The 18,961-nt window shown below is 66.2% G+C and carries 12 protein-coding genes and 1 pseudogene; 5 read left to right on the top strand and 8 right to left on the bottom strand.

Annotation, left to right across the window (positions count from 1 at the left end; translation table 11 throughout):
• Positions 1 to 20 precede the first annotated feature (20 nt).
• Positions 21 to 1,826, top strand: coding sequence for a type IV secretory system conjugative DNA transfer family protein (locus tag ACZ6IM_RS39365; protein WP_319214933.1), 1,806 nt, complete (start codon positions 21 to 23; stop codon positions 1,824 to 1,826).
• Between the two features lies 1 nt (position 1,827).
• On the opposite strand, the gene ACZ6IM_RS39360 is transcribed toward ACZ6IM_RS39365, so the two are convergent.
• Entirely contained in the window at positions 1,828 to 2,973 is a 1,146-nt protein-coding gene (locus ACZ6IM_RS39360; protein WP_319214935.1) for a DUF418 domain-containing protein, read from the bottom strand.
• Positions 2,974 to 3,312: 339 nt separating this feature from the next.
• Between ACZ6IM_RS39360 and ACZ6IM_RS39355 the strand changes: the two are divergent.
• Together ACZ6IM_RS39355 and ACZ6IM_RS39350 are read left to right on the top strand one after the other, a co-directional pair.
• A pseudogene (locus tag ACZ6IM_RS39355) lies at positions 3,313 to 3,492 on the top strand (helix-turn-helix domain-containing protein); the annotation flags it as partial.
• 30 nt (positions 3,493 to 3,522) lie between these two features.
• Positions 3,523 to 3,960: a hypothetical protein gene (locus ACZ6IM_RS39350; protein WP_319214937.1), complete on the top strand. Its 438-nt coding sequence runs from the start codon at positions 3,523 to 3,525 to the stop codon at positions 3,958 to 3,960.
• Positions 3,961 to 4,995: 1,035 nt separating this feature from the next.
• Here ACZ6IM_RS39350 and ACZ6IM_RS39345 read toward each other — a convergent pair.
• From ACZ6IM_RS39345 to ACZ6IM_RS39330, 4 genes are all read right to left on the bottom strand, one after another.
• Positions 4,996 to 7,029, bottom strand: a complete 2,034-nt coding sequence (locus ACZ6IM_RS39345; protein ID WP_319214939.1) for an AfsR/SARP family transcriptional regulator — start codon at positions 7,027 to 7,029, stop codon at positions 4,996 to 4,998.
• 486 nt (positions 7,030 to 7,515) lie between these two features.
• Positions 7,516 to 8,175 carry a TetR/AcrR family transcriptional regulator gene (locus ACZ6IM_RS39340; protein ID WP_319214941.1) on the bottom strand — a complete coding sequence of 220 codons (660 nt, stop codon included), beginning with the start codon at positions 8,173 to 8,175 and terminating at the stop codon, positions 7,516 to 7,518.
• 267 nt (positions 8,176 to 8,442) lie between these two features.
• Positions 8,443 to 9,441, bottom strand: a complete 999-nt coding sequence (locus tag ACZ6IM_RS39335) for a DMT family transporter (RefSeq protein ID WP_319214943.1) — start codon at positions 9,439 to 9,441, stop codon at positions 8,443 to 8,445.
• Between the two features lie 341 nt (positions 9,442 to 9,782).
• Complete coding sequence (locus ACZ6IM_RS39330; RefSeq protein WP_052843201.1) at positions 9,783 to 10,031, bottom strand: hypothetical protein; 249 nt, start codon at positions 10,029 to 10,031, stop codon at positions 9,783 to 9,785.
• A 423-nt stretch (positions 10,032 to 10,454) separates the two neighbouring features.
• Here ACZ6IM_RS39330 and ACZ6IM_RS39325 point away from each other — a divergent pair, with 423 nt between their 5' ends.
• Positions 10,455 to 11,354, top strand: a complete 900-nt coding sequence (locus ACZ6IM_RS39325; protein WP_052843202.1) for a helix-turn-helix domain-containing protein — start codon at positions 10,455 to 10,457, stop codon at positions 11,352 to 11,354.
• A 46-nt stretch (positions 11,355 to 11,400) separates the two neighbouring features.
• Positions 11,401 to 12,342 (top strand): aldo/keto reductase, encoded by a 942-nt coding sequence (locus ACZ6IM_RS39320; RefSeq protein ID WP_319214946.1) that lies wholly within the window; start codon positions 11,401 to 11,403, stop codon positions 12,340 to 12,342.
• Between the two features lie 1,388 nt (positions 12,343 to 13,730).
• On the opposite strand, the gene ACZ6IM_RS39315 is transcribed toward ACZ6IM_RS39320, so the two are convergent.
• From ACZ6IM_RS39315 to ACZ6IM_RS39305, 3 genes are all read right to left on the bottom strand, one after another.
• The gene (locus ACZ6IM_RS39315) at positions 13,731 to 14,420 is read right to left on the bottom strand and encodes a DUF3159 domain-containing protein (protein ID WP_319214947.1); all 690 of its coding nucleotides are present in this window, start codon (positions 14,418 to 14,420) and stop codon (positions 13,731 to 13,733) included.
• Between the two features lie 47 nt (positions 14,421 to 14,467).
• The gene (locus tag ACZ6IM_RS39310) at positions 14,468 to 16,381 is read right to left on the bottom strand and encodes a S9 family peptidase (protein ID WP_398918690.1); all 1,914 of its coding nucleotides are present in this window, start codon (positions 16,379 to 16,381) and stop codon (positions 14,468 to 14,470) included.
• A gap of 1,669 nt (positions 16,382 to 18,050) precedes the next feature.
• Positions 18,051 to 18,961: ISL3 family transposase (locus ACZ6IM_RS39305; RefSeq protein ID WP_469563766.1), on the bottom strand; the 911-nt coding region annotated here is incomplete at its 5' end.

Below are 18,961 nucleotides of genomic sequence, written 5' to 3'. Positions count from 1 at the left end.
CGGCCGCAGCCAAGGCCCGAATGCACGGCAACGACCTGCTGCCCTGGGCGATCGTACTGCTGGCGGGCATCTGCCTGGCCGTGTTCGGGTGCGTCTGGCTGGGCGGGACGCTCGGCGCAGCCCTCACCGGGGCTGGCTGGCATCCTCCGCCGTTCGCCTTGACGACGTTCGCCACCCTGCTGAGCACCGGTCCGGAAACGTTGTGGCCGGAGGCATCACCGGTCGCTGTGGGCGCCGGTATCGCCCTGCTCTTCGGCACCATCGTCACCCTCGGCGTCCTGGCAGTGCGTAAGGTGATGCGCTACGCAGCCCGGCCCAAGGGCCTTGCAGGACAGCGGGAACTGGCCGCCCTGGGCCCACAGGGCATCGCAGAACGGGCCCGTGATCTGCGCCCTTCCCTCAAGGGCCGGCAGAATCTTCACCCCGACGAGACGGGCAACCTCCTCGGCGACCTCGAACCGAACGGCCCAGAACTGCGCTCCTCCTACGAGGACGTGGAACTGGACCTGATGGCCCCGCGCGCCGGGAAGTCCACCGGCATCGCCGTCCCCCGGGTACTACGTGCCCAGGGCGCGGTGCTGCTGACCTCGAACAAGTCCGACGTGTACGCCGTCACCCGGGCCGAACGCGAGAAGGCCGGCCGGGTGTGGACGTTCGACCCTCAAGGCATCGCCCACGCCCCGCGCGAGATGTGGTGGGACATCCTCGCCGACTGCCACACCATCGAGGGCGCGAGGCGACTGGCTGGGCATTTCGTGGCGTCCGTCAACGACGATCAGTCGAAGAAGGACTTCTGGATTTCAGCGGCACAGAACACCCTCACTGCGTTGTTCCTGGCCGCAGCGCGCGGCAAGGCCACCGTGCTGGACTTGCTGGCCTGGCTCGCGGACCCCGCTGACCGCACGCCCGTCGACCTGCTGCGGGACGTCAACATGGTCGCCATGGCGGAGCAGTTGCAGGGCACGGTCCGGGGTGCGGTGGAAACCCGTGATGGCATCTATGAGACGGCCCGTCAGTGTGTGGCCTGTCTGCTCGACCCCGAGATTGTGGCCTGGGTGACAGAGGACCCACGTGTTCCGCAGTTCAGGCCGCACGAGCACGTGCTCGGCAGGGACACCCTCTACCTTCTGTCGAAGGACGGCGGAGGATCGGCCGCAGGCGTGATCGCGGGCCTCGCCGACGCCACGATGCGAGCGGGCGTGGTCGCCGCCGAGCGGATGGGTGGGCGGCTGGACCCACCGATGACCGCGGTCCTCGATGAGGCGGCCAACGTCTGCCGCATCTCTGACCTGCCCGACCTGTACAGCCACTTCGGGTCCCGAGGTATCAACGTCGTCACCCTGTTGCAGAGTTACCGTCAGGGGAGCCGCGTGTGGGGTGAGGCAGGCATGGACGCGATGTGGAGCGCAGCGACGATAAAACTCCTCGGCGCGGGTCTGGACGACGCCGACTTCGTGGAGAAGATCTCCAAGCTCGTCGGCAACCACGATGTACGCACACCTACGATCAACAAGGGCAAGGAAGGCACATCCCGCTCCTACTCGTACCGTCTGGATCCGACGCTGCCGGCCGACCGTATCCGGGCTCTTCCCAAGGGCACGGCGCTGCTTCTGGCCACCGGCGTGCGCCCCGCTCTCATCCGTCTGCGCCCGTGGTACAAAGAGCCCGGGGCGGCGTCCATCTCTGCAGCGGCCAAAGCAGAGACGGCGGCAATCACCGAACGAGCCACCCGCGCCTGGTCCGGTCACGTGTCGTCCGGGGACACGGACGGCGTGCACAGGTGGCAGCGCGATGCGGTGCCCCTCCAGAAGCCACCCGTCAGGTAAGTCATGGCCTATGTGCGAAGGTCGCAGTGCGCAGCAACCACTCGGCCGGCCCATAGCGGGCGTGGCGCAACAGCCACTTGCTACAGACCAGTTGCGCCACGTAGAGGCAGAGACACCCAGACAGCAGCACGGTGTTCCCGAAGCGGCCGTACCATCCCAACCCGTAGCCGGTGAACACCACTGCCGTCACCAGCGACTGGGTAAGGTAGTTGGTCAGAGCGACGCGCCCGGCCGGAGCCAGCGCGTCGCCCACCCAGCGTCCGGGGCCGGTGTGCACCAGAAGCAGCAGCCCACAGACGTATGCGGCGGTCAGCGCCGGGGCGGTGAGCACACCGACCGCCGATCCGACGTTGTGCCAGCGCCCGTCCAGCGGCCCATTGCGGCAGATCGCCATGACGACACCGCCGGCCAGGCCGATCGGCAGGCCGCCGACAGCGATGCGCACCATCTGGGCACGGTACTGCGAGCTTTTGGCAAGAATCCCGCGTCGGCCCGCGACCATGCCCACCAGGAAGGCCGCCAGCATGTCGGCGCTGTAGAGGAGGGTCCAGCCCAGCCCGTCACGCAGAGAACGCAGATGGGCCTGGACGACCGAGCCGGCATCACCTCGGTGGGCCGCCACCCGCTCCTGGAGGACGGCCGCGACCTCCTGCGATGGCACCAGCTTGCCGTAGGCCACGGCAAGCAGCCCCCAGGCCAGCAAACACGCTGCGCATCCGAGGACAAGCCAGGCCGCCGTCCACACCGCGGAGCGCGGCGAGATGTCCCGGACGGCGAACAGAATCAGACTCAACACGGCGTAGGTCATGAGGACATCGCCGGAGAACAGCAAGGCCCCGTGGACTGCCCCCAGGAGGAACAGACACGTAAGACGACGCAGGTGACAGGGGGCAAAGGGCCCGCCCGCGCGTTCGGCCGAGGCCCGCTGCAGTGTGAAGCTGTAGCCGAACAAGAATGAGAAGAGCAGATAGAACTTGGCGCTGACCAGGGCCGTGACCAGCCAACCCGCCGCTTCGTCCACCTGTGACATCACGGGCTGCCCTCCGCCGTCCAGGTGCGGCCCCGCCATGACCTGGATGTTGACCAGGAGGATGCCCAGCAGGGCGAACCCGCGCAGGGTGTCTATCTCCTGGATTCGTTCCCGCACGGGCACCAATTCGGAGTCGTGAGATGACTGTGCGGGGGGTGAGGGATGCAATCCGGGACTCCTTGTGCCGGTCGGGCGATACCGCGGAACTCGGACCTGATCGCCCGGCCCCATGGGCCGTCCGCCGGTCGTGGTCCAGAAGGCCACCACGGACAGAGCCTCGTGAAGGGTTCAGTCGAACAGTAGACCTCGCGCGAAAGCGAGACTGAGCGTGCCGGGAAGATCGCTCTACGTGGACACTGCAGGGCGCTCATTACCTTTACCGGTGATGCTGCGCGTCACCCGTAGGGATGGTAGTGAAGATTCCTATGAGGATTTTGACATGAGGGTTTGTGAAAGATGAATCGGCCCGCCGGAGGAATGACTGAGAGGCGTCGCCGTCAGATTCGCCTGGAGATTTCGAGAGAAGCGGCGCGGCTTTTTTGGCAGCAAGGTTTTGCAGCCACGAGCGGGGAGCAAATCGCCGAGCGGGTCGGATTGTCGTCGCGGACTATCTGGCGGCACTTCCGCAACAAGGGGAGTTGCGTAGAGCCTGTTGTGGAGGCAGGCGTGGAGTGGTTCGTCGCCTTGCTGCGCCGGTGGCCGCGTCAGGTGTCACTAGAGGATCACATCGCTGCGGAGTTGTCGGCGATGCAACGAATCCAGCCCGACCCCTGGGAAGTCTCCGATTTTGTGAGTGCCACACAAATGATCACCCTGGCCGAACGGGAGCCAGCGGTCCGCACAGCGTGGCTGATGACGTGTTACCGAGTGGAGAAACAATTGGTCCTGGTCGTCGCCGAGCGTCTGCGATGTCCGGTGGACGAAACCAAGACACGCCTACTGGCTGCTGTGGCGACGGCGGTCTTGAGACTGGCCAACGAAGAATTGGGGCGAGCCCTAGTGGCTGGATGGTCACCGAAAGACATGCGAGACGTGTCCCAGCGCATGGCGAGCGTCGTGAGTACGGTCGCCGTCGGCCGTCTCGGCGAGGCTGTAAGCACCTGAACCCTCCGCGTAGCACCCCCGGCGTAATCAACGGCCCCTGGCCCGGGGGCCCTGTCTGAGTGCCTGATGTGGTGCGGAGTGCTGTGCTCCGCGTTTCTGCGCGGCTTCTGCTGTGGAGTTACCGGCAAGCATCACGTCATCCATCGAGCTCATCACCTCCGCTGCCCACCCCCCCGAAGTCTCTCGCACGGGAAAAGGGAGGAATTCACGAACGGACGGAGCCAGGTCGTTGGAGGGCGTAATCGCTTGACCGCCGGGTTGAGAGCGGGCACTGGTGTGGTGACTGTTATGCCCCTGGGAGGGCAGAGGAGAGGGGGAAGAGTCCTTGTATGCTGTGTGATCTGGGGAGACCGCGTGTATTGCTTGAGACTGTGAGTGTGAAATGGGCACAGATCCGTATTGCAGTTTGGGTGCCGCTGCCCCGCCGATCGCGTATTGTGTATGTGCTACGATTCCCGCCTGTTCGACCTTTTCCATAGTGTGAGGGATTTTTCCACTGTCGTAGAGCTGCATGAGTCGTCGGTCTTTTGTGATAAGCGCCCATGCTGCAGATCCCACCTCTCGCTGTTTCTTGCGGCTCAGCCCATCGACTACCTGAGCGTAGCTGCGCCGTTCGTCGCGCGGACCCGTCCCCAGGCTGGTGATTCTGCGGATCATTCGCGAGGTGGCTGTCCGGACACGTTCGAGGCGAGTAGGGGGGAGTGAGGCGGAGGAGGTCGGAGGTCCCGCAAAAAGTTCCCTCCAGTCGGTTTCTCCTGTTCCCTGAGAGGCCTGCTCCTCCTTGATCAGGCCGGCAGCCAATTCCGTAGCGGAGGCGCGGGACCGCGCGTATGGCGGTGTATCGGGCAGGGTTTCTCCTGCAGGGGTGGTCATGGGGCCTCATCTCTCGCCTTCTGTATCGTCTGTTGTGACTGCTCCATACATGACGGTGGTCGCAGGCTGAGGGTTCAGGTCGCTAGGACAATGCGAGGTACCCAGATTGCCCACGGTCTGCGACCTGTCGTGAGGAGCGGTGGATGCTGTTTCAGTGCAGCATTACGAGGGGCGAAGGCCGGAGAGGACGTCGGGGGGCAGCGTCTGCAGGGGGCCGCAGTGGTGGTGGGGGGCCATGCGAGCCTGGGTGGTGTCCGCGCTGTGCAGGTACCAGTAGGCGAGCCGTTCTAGGGCCCGGTCGCGCTCTTGCGCCGTCTCCTCGGTGGCGACGCGTTCGGCAGCGTGGACACGCAGCAGGTCGTGCAGGGAATAGCGGCCTGCCGCATGCTCGGTGAGCAGGTGTGCGTGGGTGAGTTCTACCAGCAGGCTGCGGGTCTCTCGCAGAGGGAGCCCGGCGAGGGCTGCCGCGGCCGGCGCTGAGATGTCGGGGCCGCGGTGCAGACCCAACAGGTGGAACAGTCGGATGGCCGGGATGGACAGGCTGTCGTATGACGAGGTGAAGGCAGCGCGCAGATCTGTCGCGGTGTCGCCTCCGGCGAACGCGTCGAGGCTGTCCTCGCTGTCGTGCAGTTCCCTGGCGACGTCTTCAAGGCGGAACCCGGAGCGGGTGGCGGCACGGGCAGCGACGATGGCCAGGGCCAAAGGCAGTCGGGCACAGCGTGTGATGATCTCATCCGTTGCCTGAGGTTCCGCCGCCAGCCGTGCCGCGCCGATACGGAGCGCAAGGAAGCTGCGTGCCTCTGCGGGCGTCATCGGGTGCAGCGTCATGGGATGAGCCCCTTCACCGGTGATCAGGCCCGTGAGCTGGTTGCGGCTCGTAACGATGACTAGGCAACCAGCGGATCCCGGCAGCAGGGGGCGGACTTGCTCGGTGTCGCGAGCGTTGTCCAGGAGGATCAACATCCGCCTTCGGGTGAGCATGCTGCGCAGCAGTGCTGTCTGGCCGTCAAGGCGTGTGGGGATGCGGTGGGGAGCGACGCCGAGCGCGTCAAGGAAGGTGCATATGGCTTCGTTTGGTTTCAAGGGGGACTTGACCGGGTCGAAGCCGCGCAGGTTGATGTACAGCTGTCCGTCGGGATAGCGGTGCGCCACCCGATGGGCCCAGTGCACGGCCAGAGCGGTTTTGCCGATGCCCGCCATGCCGCCGATCAGGCTGATCACGGTGGGCTGCTTGTCGTCGTCGGGCAACAGGGCGTGGGCCTGGGCCAGCTCGGTTCGGCGTCCGGTGAAGGAGGACAGATCGGCGGGAAGCTGGGCGGGGCGGGGCGCCAGTTCGGTTACTGGGGTGATCCACGCCTCGGGCTCTCGTTGTGGTGGGGAGGGCTCCAGCGACGTGTCGGCTGCCAGTATGCGGTCGTGCAGCTCCCGTAGCGGCGAGCTCGGTTCGATGCCGAGCTCGCTGACCAGAGTGCTCCGGGTTCTACGGTAGGCCGCGAGCGCCTCGGCCTGCCGCCCGGACCGGTACAGCGACAGCATGAGCAGTCGGCACAGCTGTTCACGCAGTGGGTGTTTGCCAGTCAGTGCGGCCAGCTCGGCGATCAGTTCATGGTGATACCCAAGCTGGACCTCAGTGTCCAGGCGGGCCTCCAGCGTGGTCAGCCGCTCCTCCATGAGCCGGGAGCGCTCCGCCTCGGCCATGGGGCCGGGCAGCCCGGCCAGCGGAGTTCCTTCCCACCCGTCGAGCGCTGTGCGCAGCAGCTCCGCGGCGGCCAGCAGATCACCCGAGGCATGCAACGCCTTGGCTTCGGCGACCCGCCGTTCGAACACGCTCAGATCCAGGAGGCGTTCCGGGACGCGAGCCATATATCCGTCCCCCGCCGAGACGACCACCTGTGGAAGGTCACGGGCGCTACGCCACGGCTCCAGCACCTTGCGCAGCCGTGACGCGTAGGTGCGTAGTACGGCTACGGCGGTGGAGGGCGGCTCGTCGCCCCATACGGCGTCGACAAGTTCGGCGACCGTCACCGTACGCTCTCGTCGCAGCAACAAGGCGGCCAGCACTACTCTCTGCTGCGGTGAGCCGAGATCCAGTTCGCGGTCTCCGCGCCACGCCCTGAGCGGTCCCAGGATTGAAAAGCGCAGAGAGCCCTCGTCAGGCACCGCCACGGAGTCCAGCGGCGTGAGGATCGAGGTCATGACTGGCACGGGAGCCGCCAAGGGATGTGGCGGTGAGGTACTGGGGACCGCCGCGGTCCGTGTGATGCATGGACACTGGATCCTGCCGGCGAAGCACTGGTGCCGGGATAGAGGCCGGTGCGCGAGGCGTAAGGCCGTTGCGATGTCCATGGCTGCGCGTCGGTCCTGACGACGGCCGCGTCGTTTCTGGCGTTTCCGCGGGTGATCGGCGTTAAGACCGACGGGGCCGGGATGAGGGCCGCCGTGGGCCCGCTCGTTGAGGCTATAACTGCCGAAGACACGGGGAACCGAACCGCGTCGGGGCGGACGGATAGGTCGATGGACCGCTCGAGTGTGGCCGGCCGCCCTTGCGGGTTCGCTGCGGCGAGGTGAGAGAAGGACATGGAGGAACTCCTGGCGACGAGGTGCGGGACCTCGCTTGCAGCAGCACGCATACAGACAGACATGTCAGGCACATCTCGCTTCGTGGTGCGTGAGGCTGGGCTCTCAGGTGACGGGGTCGCCCAGCGCTCCACTGGTGGCTGTGCGGATCGCGTGGGAGAGGTGTCGGGAGAGGGCCGTCACATTGGTGAATTCTGTGGTGTCGGCGTCGGCGAGCAAGGCGGCGCCGATGTGCTCGTCCAGCACCCGTAAGACCGCGGCGGTCGCCGCGGCGTGCATGCGTACCGCCAGGTCGTCGGCCGAGCGCTGAAGTCGGTCGCCGATGATCACACACATCTCGCGCTCCACCTGGTCACAGGCCATCAACCATGCCGTGCGCAGCGGCGGCTCGGTATCGGCGAGCTTGATCATCTTCATGGCAAGCATCTCGTCGGCAATATCGACAGGTGGCCTCTCGTGGCCGAGTCTGGCCAGTTCCCTGGTCAGATGGTCTTCGAGGGAGGACTCCCGGGGCCAACTGCGCAGCACGCTCATCATGGTGACAACGCCCTGCACGATGATCGGCTCGGCACAACTCTCCTTGCTGCGGAAGTGCCGCCAGATGGTGCGGGTGGACAGGCCTACGGCTTCCGCGATCTGGTCGCCGCTGGTAGCAGCCACGCCCTGTTCCCAGAACAGGCGCGCCGCCTCCCTGGAGATCTCCAGCCGCAGTCGCGCACGTCGCTGAGCACTCATCCCCCTTCCGCCGTCCGGCACTGTCTTCATGCCACTCCCTCACCGTTCTATCGTGTCCTCAAGTGACAGTATGCCACTAAGTGACAGCAAGGGCGGTGCGGTTGCGTGGCTCGCCGTGGCTTGCGGGTAGCTCTCGAACAGACGCCTTCGGCATCCGGCGACCTGTCGGGCTCGCGATTACCGCGGGCAGGACCGACACTCCGACGTACCTTCCTGCCTGGTCGGGCAGGAGATCGCCACGGGGCCGCCAAAGTGTTGGATCGGGAGGGAAATCGAGGAGGCCATGACTGCGGGCGATCAGTCGGCGGCCGGCCGGCTGCGAGGCTTGACGGCCGACGCCCCGTTGGCGCCGGACAGGGAGACGACCAGGACTGCTACGACGGCCAGCAGCGTTCCGGCAACCGTGGTCCAGCCGACAGTGCGTCCGGACTGCGGGAATACCGTATCCAGCAGAAGAGAGACCAAGAGCTGTCCCGCCGTCGTTCCAATGCCGAGCAGTAGAACGCCCGTCTTCCGTACCAGGACCGAGGTCGCGGCGATGAAGAGGACCGCGGTCATGCCTCCCACATACAGCCACCACTGCCCGGGCAGTGCCGGGAAGTGGCCGACAGCAGTGATGTGCACCGCGGCGACCAGGATCGTGACGATTGCGCCGCTGAAGAAATTGATCACCGTGGCTGTCAGGGCAGACTCCGCAGCCAACCGGACCCGCCCATTGACGGCCTGCTGCCATCCGAGGCACAGCCCGCCGACAATCGGGAGTATCAGCGCAGCCATCGGGAAGTCCCCGCCAATGTCAGAGGACACCGACCAGGCCACCGCCCCCAAGGCGAGGAGCGAGCCCAGGATCCGCCCGCGGTCCATCGGCCGCTTTCCTCCAGTGCCGATGCCCAGGCGGTCGACGAGGAGGCCCCCCAAAGTCTGGCCGGCGATGGCGGCGATGCTGAAGACCGCGGTGCCCACCACGCTGGCCACGAGGCCCTGACCGAGCACGAACACGGAACCGACTGCTCCTCCCAGCAGTGCCCACCATGGCAAACGCCCCGCCCGCACATCGCCGTACACGCGTTTGAAGCCTTGCCGCGCCTTGTGGCTCGCGAGCAGTCCCAGCGAGGCCAGGACGAAGCCGACCGAGAATATGAGTGCGGCAGCCAGGAATCCGTCGTCGAGTTCCCGGCCCAATTCACCATTGAATCGTGTCTGCACGGCGAGAACTCCGCCGAGTATGACGAGAAGGGGAATGGCCGCGGCGAAAGCGGCCCGGCGCGGCCGAGGGGATTGGGTTGTATGTTCCATACCCGCGACTCTAAGAAGGTGAATTTCGCACAACCAGGACGCGATGCACCCAGGCTGCGTCTACCCGTCTACCGAGCTCGTGCACGAGACATCGAACTCTTGATCGTCGATCATGGTGATGTCGTGGGGAACGTGTCTCGTGCAGCGATCATCAGGGACCGGAGGGTCACGGGCTTGTCGACTGCTGTGATCGCTGAACTCGTCGCTGAGGTATGCCTGCCGTGGCACGGACGGCACCAGGCCGAGCCCGCGTCCCGGCCACGTAGGCGGGCGGTGGGCGCCGACGCGAAGCACCAGCTGATGTTCGTCGTCCGTCCCCTGGCCACGCCCGTGCATCTCTGTCACGCCGCTGCGCATGACGTGCCGGCCAGTTGGTTCGGCGTCGACCGCTCCACCATCACCCGGGCTATCGGCGAGGCGCGACCCTGCTCGCCGAGTGAGGCTGCATCATCAGCACCGGAGTGCGGCGGCGGACCTTCGCCGAGGTCATCGACCATCTCGTCGTCAGTGGAAAGACCGGCATCGTCGACGGCGCCGAGGTCTATCTCCGGCAGGAGCAAGCAGGACGCGGTCAAGACCATGGTCGTCACGGATGGTGACGGCCGGATGCTCTTCCGTAGCCCGGCTCAGCACGGCGGACGCGCGGACATCGCCAGGTCCGCCAGTCGGGGCTGGCCAGGCTCCTGGAGGGCGGCCGGAAGCCGAGATCCTCGCCGATGCCGGCTACCAGGGCCTGGGAGCCCAGACCGGCGGGCACGTGGTGACACCACCGCACCGAAAGTTCAAGAAGAACGCACATCAGCGACACCGTCCAAGCCGTCGCAGATCTGCTGCCCCACCAGCAGACCGCGGACCTGATCCCGGCAGGTGTGATCACCACACCCAGCTAAGGTCTCGACGCCTCCCCGCTTACCACGCACGAGCTCGTCGGAGCGGCAGATGACCGAAAGGGGGGTGTGACACACCCCCTTTTCGGAGTGGTCCGGGCACGTGCACGCTCCTAGCATCAAGACATGGACGGACAACGCCAGGGCGGCGGCAGCCTCGCGGAATTCCTCCGCGCCCGCAGGAGCGTGACCACCCCACAACAGGTGGGCCTGCTCCACGGGGGCAACCGCCGCACACCGGGACTACGCCGCGAGGAAGTCGCGATGCTGGCCGGGGTGAGCACGGACTACTACGTCAGGCTGGAGCAGGGTCGCGAGCACAATCCCTCGGCCCAAGTTCTCGATGCGCTAGGCCGAGTCTTCGCGTTGGACGCCGACGCGCTGGTGTATCTGCACCGTCTGGTGCACCGGTCCTCCCGCCCGCGGCGCTCGGCTCGTGCCCGCAGCACGGAGCGGGCCGGCACGGGCGTGCTCCGGTTGCTGGACGCCTGGCAGCACACCCCGGTGCTCGTGCTCGGACGCCGACTGGACGTACTGGCAGGCAGTGACCTGGCTCGAGCGCTCTTCTCGGTGATGGAACCGGACACCAATCTCATCCGCTTCACGTTCCTCGACCCGACCGCCCGCGACTTCTACGGCGACTGGGACGAAGTGGCCAGAAACGGGGTGGCGGCGCTGCGGGCCGGCATAGGGCACGACCTGGACGACCCGCGATTGACCAGCCTGGTCGGCGAGCTCTCCCTGAAGAGCCGGGAATTCTGCCGACTGTGGGCGCGCCATGACGTGCGCGCCAAAACGCACGGAACCAAGACCTTCCGCCACCCGCAGGTGGGCGGATTCACGCTCGCCTACGAGTCGTTCCGCGTGAACAGCGCGCCTGGTCAGCAACTGGTCGTCTACCGGGCGGAGCCGAACACACCGGCCGAGGAGGCGCTGCGCCTCCTCGACACGCTGGCCGCCGATCTCGGCACCACTGGCCCTAGTGAGCGTGGTCGGCAGTCGGCCGGGACGCCCGACGGGGCTTGACATGACAACCCGAACGAGAGGAAGTGCATCCGCTGTGAAGAGGACCATGCTGGGAGCCCTTGACGTGTCCGCCCAGGGCCTGGGCTGCATGGGCATGAGCGAGTACTACGGTCCGACCGACTGGGACACCTCCATCGAGACCATCCACCGAGCTGTCGAGCTGGGCGTGACCTTCCTGGATACCGCCGACCAGTACGGGGCCGGCCACAACGAAGTGCTGCTCGGCCGCGCCATTCACGACCGCCGTGAACAGGTCCAGATCGCCACGAAGTTCGGCATCGACCGCAGTGCCGGCGACGACGCCCGTGTCCTGCGCGGAGACGCCCCCTACGTCAAGCGCTCGTGTGAGGCGTCACTGCTGCGTCTCGGGGTCGAGGTGATCGACCTCTACTACCTGCACCGTCCGCCGCAGAACGCCGAGATCGAGGAGACCGTGGGAGCCATGGCCGACCTCGTGAAGGAGGGCAAGGTCCGCTACCTCGGGCTCTCCGAGGTCGATGGCGACCTACTGCGCCGTGCCCACGCCGTCCACCCGATCACAGCGGTTCAGAGCGAGTACTCCCTGTGGACCCGGGACGTCGAGACGGTCACCCCGACGATGGCGGAACTGGGTGTGGGCCTGGTGCCGTACTCACCACTGGGCCGCGGCTTCCTCACCGGCACAGTCGACCGGACCGGCCTGGACAGCTCCGACTTCCGCAGCAGCAACGAGCGAATCCAGACCGACGCCAACCAAGCCATCGCCGACACCGTCCGCCAGGTTGCCGAGCAGGCGGGTGCGGCACCCGCCCAGGTCGCGCTGGCCTGGGTGTACGCCCAAGCCGACCGCCTGGGTGTGCCGATCGTACCCATCCCCGGGACCAAGCGGACCCGCTGGCTGGAACAGAACGTCGCCTCGCTGGACCTCACCCTCGACGATGCCGCACTCGCTCAACTGCAACCCCTCGCCGACCAGGTCGCGGGAGAACGGTACGGCGTTACCCGCTGAGTGGAGCGTGTGGCTCGCCCCGTCGGCCCTGGGTTGTCCTTGGGTCTGCGGGGCTGCAGCGGAACGAGTATGTGTGGGCTGCGCTAGACGGCTGGTACCGAGCGCAGCCGTGCGTGCTGATCGACTCAGGCGGCCGGCGGTGGGCGGCCTGCTCGCCCGTGGGCCGCTGCTCCTGGCGGTGTGTCACGAGGGCGCGGGGGATTCCCGGGAAGCAAAGATCGGCGAACGGCCACAGTGACCGCATCCTGAACGCGTCCCCTGCCTACTCGCATCAGAAACCTGGCAACGGACCCGGAGGTGTTCTTCGGGCGTTTAGGGCCCTGATTGAGCCCATGTCGACTTCGAGCGACAGCCGATCGGCGCCGTGTCACGGACGTATGTAGCCCCTCGTTGTGACGCTGCTGGCATCTGCGGCACCGACGGGTCTCCTGGGGACAAGACGGATACCCGGCACGCCCTCTTCGGCTTTCCCGTGGAACGCGGGCGTCGATGTGCACCCCGCCGACGGCCCGGGGGAGCAGGAGAATCACGGCTCTTCGCAGCGCCTGCACATCCCAGGGGAGGGCGCCCGCCCTCCTGTAGCTTGTACAGGGCTGTGATCCCCTGCGCGCGTTGCTCCGTGGTCGTGTTGGCACGCATGTTCCATGCGATCCTCCGCCAGAAACCAGGCCGTCCAGTCACTTCCTGCTTCGACGGTTCGAACCGGCAAACGGTTCACCGCGCCCGAGTCGAACCCTGCACGGGGGCTGGGGAGTCAGTCCAGAGACGATGGTGACTGGGTGACCATAGGCATCGCCGGGCTTCCGGAGACGACCAGGTGCCCTGGGGTCGGGTTGTCGAGATTCGTCACGCGTCTTGGCCATGCACGCCCGCTGCCAGGGGGGAAGACGAAGGACGCCTCCGGGTCGCGGAGTCGCTCAGCACCTGGGTGCGATCGCTACGCTGTGTTGACCAGGCGCTGTCATGGAGTTTCGCGGCGGAGAACCGATGGGGAGGAGCAGGAGCGCCGGACGATGATGAGGTGGAATCTCGGCCTGCGACGCCGTGGCCCATCGGATTTGTGTCGGCAGATGTCGCCTCTGCGGCGCGGACAATCCTGGAGTCGCCCGGCAGCGCGATCGGCCTCAGCCCCGCATTCGTGAACGTGCGACGGGGCTGTAATTGCCCAGACCCAGCCCCTGCGTATGCACTACCCCTGACGCCTGCTCCGCCCCGCTGTCCTTGTAACGGGGGTATGCCCCTGCCGGTCCGGACAGCACCGGCCCGTACCGGCAGAACCATGCGCAGCTGGGAGGCGGGTACGCCACGGCGCGGCCGGTTCTGTGCGGCCTGTTTGCCGGCCAACGGTCGCGCTGTGGGAGTTTCCGGCCTGGAGCGCCGTGGCACCGTCAGATCGCGCCGGTGGGTTGCGGTTTGCCGACCAGGACTTCGCGCCGCTTGGTAGCGCGCCGGACCGCCCAGATTCCCACAATCGCGGCCAGGCCGTAGAGGGGGACGCCCATTGCGATCTTGGCGAAGGCGAGCCATCCGGTAGTAGACGCCTCGTAGAGCCACTGCTGCACGATGAACCGTGCGGCGAAGACAGCGAACAGGGTCAGCGTGGCGATGTCGTAGGCAAAGAGCGTCGCCTTGTCCCTTCGCCAGGATTGTCCGCCGCTGTTGACGAGATTCACCAGGACGCCCACGAGTGGCCAGCGAATGATGACGGAGAAGAGCATGATCCCGGCCTTGATAAGGCTGGCCCAGATTCCCACGAGGAAGAAGCCCTTGGCCGTGCCGGTCTGATATGCGATGTAGGAGGCGACTGCGACACCGAAAAGTCCCGAGACGGCCGGCATGATCGGCTCCTTGCGCGTCAGGCGCAGTACGCACAGGCCCACAGCGACTGCGATGGCGGACCCGATCGCTCCCCTCAGGCCGAAGAGAGAGTTGGTGAGGACGAAGACGAGGATGGGGAGATAGGTGTAGGCCAGACCGGTGGTACCGCCCATCCGGTCGAGCAGCGTCGGGGCCGTCTTGCTCTCAGTGAGGTGTATGGGTTCCTCGGTGGCGGAGGCGGCCTTCTCGGGTCCGGTCATGATGAGGTGTCCTTCTTGTCTTGATTTGTGGTGTGTTCCGATGCAATTCACTGTCGAGAACCCAGGTGTTGGGCGAGGAACTGTTCAGCCGCGCCGAACATGGCGATGAGATTCTCCGAGTTGACGAACATGTGTCCTTCGTTGTCGAAGACGAGGTACTCGACCTCGGCGCCGCGGGCACGCAGGGCTTCGACAAGGTTGTCGGACTCCGCTTTGACGACCCGGACGTCATTGGCTCCCTGGACAACCAGCAAGGGCGCGCGAATGTGGTCGAGGTGGCTGATCGGTGAGCGGGCCAGCATATCCGCCTCTTGGGCGGGGTCGTCCGGGTCGCCAACGAACAGATACCAATTGTTGGTCAGCTGGGCCTTCGAGTAGGGCGGTACGGTGCGCAGGAAGTTGGCCAGGTTGGAGATGCCGACGTAGTCGACGGCTGCGGCGAAGACGTCCGGGGTGAAGGTGAGACCGACCAACGCGGCGTAGCCGCCGTATGATCCCCCGAAGGCTGCGACCCGGTCCTGGTCGGCGAATCCCTCGGCGACTGCCCAGTTCACGGCATCGATGAGATCGTCGTGCATCTTGCCCGCGAACTCGCCGATGGCTGCCTTGAGGAAGGCCTTGCCGAACCCGGTTGATCCGCGGAAGTTGACCTGCAGCACTGCGTAGCCGCGATTGGCAAACAGTTGTACGGCAGGATCGTATCCCCAACTGTCGCGCGTCCAGGGGCCGCCGTGGATCATAAGGATCAGAGGCAGTCCGGCGGGCTCGATTCCGACCGGAAGGGTCAGATATGACGGCAGATCAATCCCGTCACGTGCCTGGATCGTGACGGGGGTCATGGGCGCCAGCGCCTCGGGACGCAGATGTGGGTACGGCCGGAAGAGCAGTCGGCTCTCACCGGTGGAATGGTCGTAGAAGTACGTGACCCCGGGGTCACGGTCGTTGGCGAAGCTCACCACCCACCGTTGACCGCTGTCGTCGGACGACAGGGCCGAGACGTCACCGCTCGACAATGCTTCGAGCTGTTTGAGAACGGCCGCGAAGTGAGGGTTGAGCGGGCGGATCACCTGCCGTTCCCGAAGATAGCGGGCACCAATGAGGTCTCCCGTTCGCCGGTCGAGGATGAGGGGCGAGGGATACCGGGGGAGGACCCCGGCCCGGGTGTCCAGGTCGAACTCCGGATGGCTGTCGATTTCGGTCTCGTGCCCCGTGGACAAGTCCAGCCGCACCAGTCGGGTCCGGTCCGTGCCGTTGTTCGATCCGGCCCACACCGCGGTCCCATCCGGCGTCAACTGCATGGGGAAGACGCCCATGGGGTAGCTGGACCCATCCCACAGGGCAACGGGGCGGAGCACGCGGGTGTCGTTGTCCCACTGCGAGAGTTCGATGTCGCCGCCGGATGTGAGCCTGGATGTGTACAAGGCGCCATCCCCGGCAACCAGCCAACCGGAAACGTGACCGGGGTTCTCGGCCATCATCCTCAACTCGCCGCTGGCGATGTCTACTTCATAGAGATCGAACTGCTGGGCCTGTTTGATGTTCGCCTGTAGCACGATCTTGCCCGGGCGGCTCGCCTGCGATGAGAAGGTCAGCACCGTCGCGGCAGGGAACGGAGTGAGATCAATCGCTGTTGTATCCGGAGCGTCGAGGTCGATCCGGTACAGATGCCAGTTCTCGTTCCCGCCGACATCCTGCAGATACACCAGCCAGCGGGGGGTGTCCGTCCAACTGTAGTTCAGCACACTGCGGTTCTCGTCTGCGGTGACGCGGCATGCGTCCGCTGCGGAGTTGAGGTCCTGCACCCACACGTTCAGTCGGCCCTTCCAGGGTGCGAGGTAGGCGATGCGAGTGCCGTCCGGAGAGATGGACGCCCGGGTGCGCTGCGGAAGTGCGAAGAGCTCATCAATCGTGAGGAGGTGCGGCAGGGGCATCGTGTTCCTTTCGGCGGCCAGATGGCTCACAAGCCGGCATCGTCAGAGAATGGACCCGGCCAGCTCAGGTATGTGATCACATAGCCGCGGTGCGCTTGGCCCGCCGAGCATGGTGAGACTGGTGCGTTGGGTGACGAAGCGGGCAGAGGTTGCCGCTGGCGCCGCGTGGAAGTGGACCCGGATGCCATTGACGTGGCCGGCGGCTGATGGTAGCGGCTGAGGCACTCCGCTCGCTATCACTCACGAAGAGCCGCTCACCGTGCCGCTCTACGCGGCCCAGGCGCAGACGGCATGCGGTGTGGCGCAGAAGACGACGAGGCCGGGGCCCCCAACCATTCCGTACCCTGCCCGGGCGGCGCAAAGTTGCCCGCGATGATAGGCGCCGGTAGAGGATGGATAGTGTCGGTAGTTACGGCTAGCCCAGGCGGCGAAATTTCCGGACTGCTGGATCGAGCTTCAGCAGCACTGGCTCGCTGCGAAGACAGCGGACGGTGGAACGAGACGGCTACTTCCTGAGCGCGCAGAGCACCCAGGACGCCAGCCTGTGGGGAATAGCCAGGTTCCACGGATCGCGCGCGCTCTGCCACTTGCTGTACACGCTGGTCGTCCTGATTCTGCTGATCAGAAAGCAGGGTTCCTCGGATTGACCCTCGCTGGTTCTGCGCCGCGTCTGGTGGCGCAGTCTGTGGTGCGAACGATTCCAATGAGTCTCTCCCGGCGTCCGACTGAGGAGGAAATTGGCTATCCTGTCCGCTCTGCTGTCCGGTCACCTGTGAAGCTGTGTGGCGCTTATAGCCCACGTACGCTGTGGCCGCACCTACGATCAGGCCAAGGCCGATTCCGCCACCGGTGAAGGCCATGACGAGGCCAGCAATCAGCAGTGCGCCACCGACGACCATTCTCTTTGCGCCTGGCTTTTCCATGAACTTGGAGAAGCTGGACGCTGCACCTGCCATCATGCCGCGGATCCTGGAACGCCACGGCTGGTCCCTCTGCCCGACGTCGGGGGAATCCTGTCCAATCATCTCTGGCGCATCGGCCATCTTGCTTCCCATCCCTGAGCCATTGAACACGGTAACCGGGTCGGCGCCGCGCGTCCCGGCTTACTGACGGCCGGTAGAAGACATTCAGCTACCGGCGCTGACCGCCGTTCCCGAAGGGCCCGGCCCCAGGCCACGGTTCAGGCCGTGGCCACGATTGGTGGACCTCACACCCGGCAACGGTCGTGAACCGCATTCGGTTCAACTACGTTCAGCCTCGGTGGCGCTACGCCGGCGCGTGAACAGGGCCAGTGCACCCCACGGCAGGAGAGCGCCTGTTCTTCGTCTGCCTGAAGGACAGCGGGGCGCCGTCGAGACCCCAGGTGACGGGACCGCGCAAGTCCCTTGCTGCCGGGCCCGGCGAAGCCGCGGATGCCGGATGCCATGGAACCGGCAGGGGCGGAGGCCGTTGCATGCCTGGTATCGCCAATGCTGAGGCACCCCTCCTCACCACCACGTTCCCGCACTGCACACAGCAGCCGGTTGGCCTGACCAACCCGCAGTCCTGTGAACGTCTCCACCCACACACTCGCTCGGTCGTCAACGCCTGTCTGTACAACGAATATGCGCAGGCCGCCTTCTTCAAGACCTTTTACGGCTCCTGCGGGTCTGTCAAACGATCGGGTCTGTTCCGTAGTCGGTGGTGACGGAGGGTGTGGTCAGCCCAGGAGGATGCGGTGGCGGAGGAGGGGGAAGCTCGCGCGGCCGTACATCTGGCGCTTGATCAGCTTGGTCTTGTTGTTCACGCCTTCGGTGCCGCCGTTGTGGTGCGGCAGGGTGAGGGCGGCGGCGACTGCGGCGCGGTCCTTCTCGAGGCCACGGGTGAAGGCATGCAGGTGGGGCAGGTCCTCGGCCTGGGCCGAGGTGATCCAGGTGCTCAACCGGGCTGCATTGCCGTCGGCGGGATCCAGCAGCACGGCGAAGCGGTGGATGAGGTCGGCCAGAGCGGTCATCTCGTGGCAAGTACCGCGGGCGGCCTCGATACGTTCCCGTTGGTAGTCCTTGAGGCGGTCGGGCCGGGTGAGCAGGTAGCGGGCCAGGCGCCGGGGGGAGAGGGCGGGCCGGTCGGCTTCGACGCGGCCCTGGTTGATGTAGCGGACGAGCAGGTTCGAGCTGCCGGTGTAGCCCAGTTCCCTGATCTCCTGGAGGAGATGAGTGACGGGGACGGTCGGGTTCTCCAGTCGGCGCTTGCGCAGGTGGTCGCGGTAGGGATCCACGAGGGTGGGCCGGTACTTTGGGGCGCGGATGAGGCGTTCGGGCTCGGTGACGCGGTCATAGCGCTTGACGGTGTTCAAGGCGAGGTTGAGGCGCCGTGCGCACTCCAGAAGTCCGACTCCGCGCTCGCGCAGGGTGTGGATCTGCTGCCAGCGCTCGCGGGTGGTGGCGGCCTGTCTCCCCTCGGCCGGGGGCGGGCCCGCTTTCGCCCAGCAGGTGCTGTGCGCGGAGACCTCCTTGCGGACGGCCTCGGCGAGGTTGTGCCACAGGTGCCAGCGGTCGCTGATCTGGACCGCGTCGGGCAGGGCTCGGCGGACTGCTTCGGCGTAGGTGGCCGATCCGTCCCGGCACACGG

The organism is Streptomyces sp. NPDC042336 (assembly GCF_055581985.1).
The sequence above is the reverse complement of the archived record's forward strand: the minus strand, read 5'-3'. Positions and strand labels throughout refer to the sequence as shown.

What these genes read in the sequence shown, in the direction of transcription:
- ACZ6IM_RS39365 (WP_319214933.1), top strand. Translation starts at nt 21, where the DNA reads ATGCACGGCAACGACCTGCTGCCCTGGGCGATCGTACTGCTGGCGGGC.
- ACZ6IM_RS39345 (WP_319214939.1), bottom strand. Translation starts at nt 7,029, where the DNA reads ATGACCTCGATCCTCACGCCGCTGGACTCCGTGGCGGTGCCTGACGAG.
- ACZ6IM_RS39340 (WP_319214941.1), bottom strand. Translation starts at nt 8,175, where the DNA reads ATGAAGACAGTGCCGGACGGCGGAAGGGGGATGAGTGCTCAGCGACGT.
- ACZ6IM_RS39335 (WP_319214943.1), bottom strand. Translation starts at nt 9,441, where the DNA reads ATGGAACATACAACCCAATCCCCTCGGCCGCGCCGGGCCGCTTTCGCC.
- ACZ6IM_RS39325 (WP_052843202.1), top strand. Translation starts at nt 10,455, where the DNA reads ATGGACGGACAACGCCAGGGCGGCGGCAGCCTCGCGGAATTCCTCCGC.
- ACZ6IM_RS39320 (WP_319214946.1), top strand. Translation starts at nt 11,401, where the DNA reads ATGCTGGGAGCCCTTGACGTGTCCGCCCAGGGCCTGGGCTGCATGGGC.
- ACZ6IM_RS39315 (WP_319214947.1), bottom strand. Translation starts at nt 14,420, where the DNA reads ATGACCGGACCCGAGAAGGCCGCCTCCGCCACCGAGGAACCCATACAC.